The organism is Paenibacillus sp. 598K (assembly GCF_003851045.1).
In the GTDB taxonomy this organism is placed as follows: domain Bacteria; phylum Bacillota; class Bacilli; order Paenibacillales; family Paenibacillaceae; genus Paenibacillus_D.
In genome coordinates, this window is the sequence record NZ_BFBX01000076.1 from 43,957 (window position 1) to 46,125 (window position 2,169).

The 2,169-nt window shown below is 65.4% G+C and carries 3 protein-coding genes and 1 pseudogene; all 4 read left to right on the top strand.

The genetic code is table 11. The features are described 5' to 3' along the window. Positions 1-120: 120 nt before the first annotated feature. Positions 121-606, top strand: coding sequence for a tRNA (adenosine(37)-N6)-threonylcarbamoyltransferase complex ATPase subunit type 1 TsaE (gene tsaE, locus PA598K_RS21755; protein WP_128658980.1), 486 nt, complete (start codon positions 121-123; stop codon positions 604-606). Then, a complete protein-coding gene (gene tsaB / locus PA598K_RS21760) occupies positions 603-1,454 on the top strand; it encodes a tRNA (adenosine(37)-N6)-threonylcarbamoyltransferase complex dimerization subunit type 1 TsaB (protein ID WP_128658981.1) in 852 nt (283 codons plus the stop codon). Before tsaE ends, tsaB begins: the two co-directional genes overlap by 4 nt. Beyond that, positions 1,454-1,978: a ribosomal protein S18-alanine N-acetyltransferase gene (gene rimI / locus PA598K_RS21765; RefSeq protein WP_128658987.1), complete on the top strand. Its 525-nt coding sequence runs from the start codon at positions 1,454-1,456 to the stop codon at positions 1,976-1,978. The genes tsaB and rimI overlap by 1 nt, the downstream gene beginning before the upstream one ends. Further along, positions 1,965-2,169 (top strand): annotated as a pseudogene (locus tag PA598K_RS21770) (hypothetical protein); the annotation flags it as partial. The gene rimI and the pseudogene PA598K_RS21770, both read left to right, overlap by 14 nt.

The following is a 2,169-nucleotide window of genomic DNA, read 5'->3' on the forward strand; positions in this document are numbered from 1 at the left end:
CTCCGGGGGTATGGCTGGAGCGGCCGTCCGACGGGATCGGAGGTTTGCGCCGGGAGCCGCTGGCGCGAGGCGGTTACGATCATTTTGCGACACCTACTACAGAGGAAAGAACTGATAGGCATGATAGTTAAGCAGTTGATATGGCAGGCCGCGGACGAAGCGGCGACGGTCCGTCTCGCAGCGCGTCTCGCATCGTGGGCGGAGCCGGAGACGGTGCTGGCGCTCGATGGCGAGCTGGGCGCCGGCAAGACGCGATTTTCACAGGCGTATGCAGCGGCGTTAGGCGTGCAGGGCGTCGTCAACTCGCCAACCTTCACGATCATCAAGGAATATGAGGGCGAGCGGCTGCCTTTCTACCATATGGACGTCTACCGACTGTCACTCGCGGAGGCGGACGAGCTGGGGCTGGACGATTACTTCTATGGCGCGGGCGTGACGATCGTCGAATGGGCGAGTCTGATCGAGCCGCTGCTGCCGCCCGAGCGACTGGAGATGAAGATCTTGCATGCGCCGGGAGGCGGACGCCGCTTTGAGCTGATCGGGCGGGGCGAGCGCTACGCGGCCTGGTGCCGACAACTAGAGGAGATGGGGGCGGAAGAGGCATGAAGCTGCAGGAAGGATTACAGCAAGGGCTCCATGCGTATCGTCCGGAGTCGGACGAGCCGCTGGTGTTGGCCTTCGATACGGCGACGGCCGCCTGCGCGGCGGCGCTCTTGCAGGGCGACCGCGTGCTGGCGGAGGTTCAGTCGCTGGCGGAGCGCAACCATTCGGTCAATATCGTCCCGCAGCTCCAAGAGCTGCTGCGGACTTCAGGCGTATCCGGCTCGTCGCTGACAGGGATCGCCGTCGGACTCGGACCAGGCTCCTATACGGGCGTGCGGATCGCGGTGACTGCCGCCAAGACGCTCGCCTGGGTATGGGACAAGCCGCTGGTCGGCGTCTCCAGTCTGGAGCAATTGGCGCTGGGCGGTTACTGGTCGGAAGCAGAGCGCGAGGTTCGCTCGGCGGAGCGGGCATGGCTCGTACCGCTGATGGACGCGCGGCGGGGACAGGTGTATACGGCGGCGTTTGCCGCCGCGCCGGACGGCTGGCATCGGCTCGCCGAGGATCGCATCCGGCTGATGCAGGACTGGCGGGAGGAGCTGTTGCGGCAGCTAGAGGACGTCGCTGAGGGCGCTGCTGGCGAGGAGCAGCCGAGTTCAGTCGTCTTCACCGGCGATCCGTCGCTGCATCTGGAGGAGATCGAAGCATTCGCTCAGCTGGCTGGCGAGCGCTGGCCGGAGCTCCGGGTCGAGGTCAGAGCGCATGTCGCGGAGGGACGCTGGGCCGGGCTGCTCGGCGCGGTCCGGCTGCTCGCGGGCGAGCGGGACGCGGCGCATGACCTCGTGCCCAACTATACGCAGCTGGCCGAGGCCGAGGCCAAGCTGCTGGCCCGCGCGCGGGAGGGCTCATGATGGCGGGCGGCGATGCAGGGCGTGTTGACCGTCACGTCGGGGACTGGCGCGAAGAAGCGCTTGTCTTCCGGGCGATGCGGATGGAGGATGTGCCTGCGATCTGCGAGATCGAGCGGGAGGCCTTTACGAGCCCGTGGACGGCTGAGGCGTTTGTGAACGAGCTGACGAGCAATCATTTTGCCCGCTATATGGTGATGATGCTGGAGGACGAGGTGATCGGCTATGGCGGCATGTGGACGATCATGGATGAAGCGCATATTACCAATATTGCGGTGCGGCACGATTATCGCGGCCAGGGGCTGGGCGAGCGGCTGCTGACCGAGCTGCAGCGGACGGCGGTGTTTTTCGGCATGACGCGGATGACGCTGGAGGTGCGGGTGACCAATGAACGGGCCCAGCAGCTCTACCGCAAGCTTGGCTTCGAGCCCTCGGGCGTGCGGCCGGGATATTATTCGGACAACAACGAGGACGCCCTCATCATGTGGGCCGAGCTCGATCCGCAGAAAGCAGGTGAACGGGCATGACGACAGAGCATGCGACAACAATGTCAGTAGCGTCGACGGCAGGAACAGCGTCATCGCCAGCGACGGTGTCAATGCCGACAATGGCGTCAACGTCAGCACCGGCGACAACGCCAGCACCGGCGTCACCGTCAGCAATGGCCTCACCATCAGCACCGGCGACATCGGCAGCGACGGCGACAACGCCAGCACCG

Excerpts from the sequence above, each read along its gene's own strand:
- tsaE (WP_128658980.1), top strand. The coding sequence starts at position 121 with ATGATAGTTAAGCAGTTGATATGGCAGGCCGCGGACGAAGCGGCGACG.
- tsaB (WP_128658981.1), top strand. The coding sequence starts at position 603 with ATGAAGCTGCAGGAAGGATTACAGCAAGGGCTCCATGCGTATCGTCCG.
- rimI (WP_128658987.1), top strand. The coding sequence starts at position 1,454 with ATGGCGGGCGGCGATGCAGGGCGTGTTGACCGTCACGTCGGGGACTGG.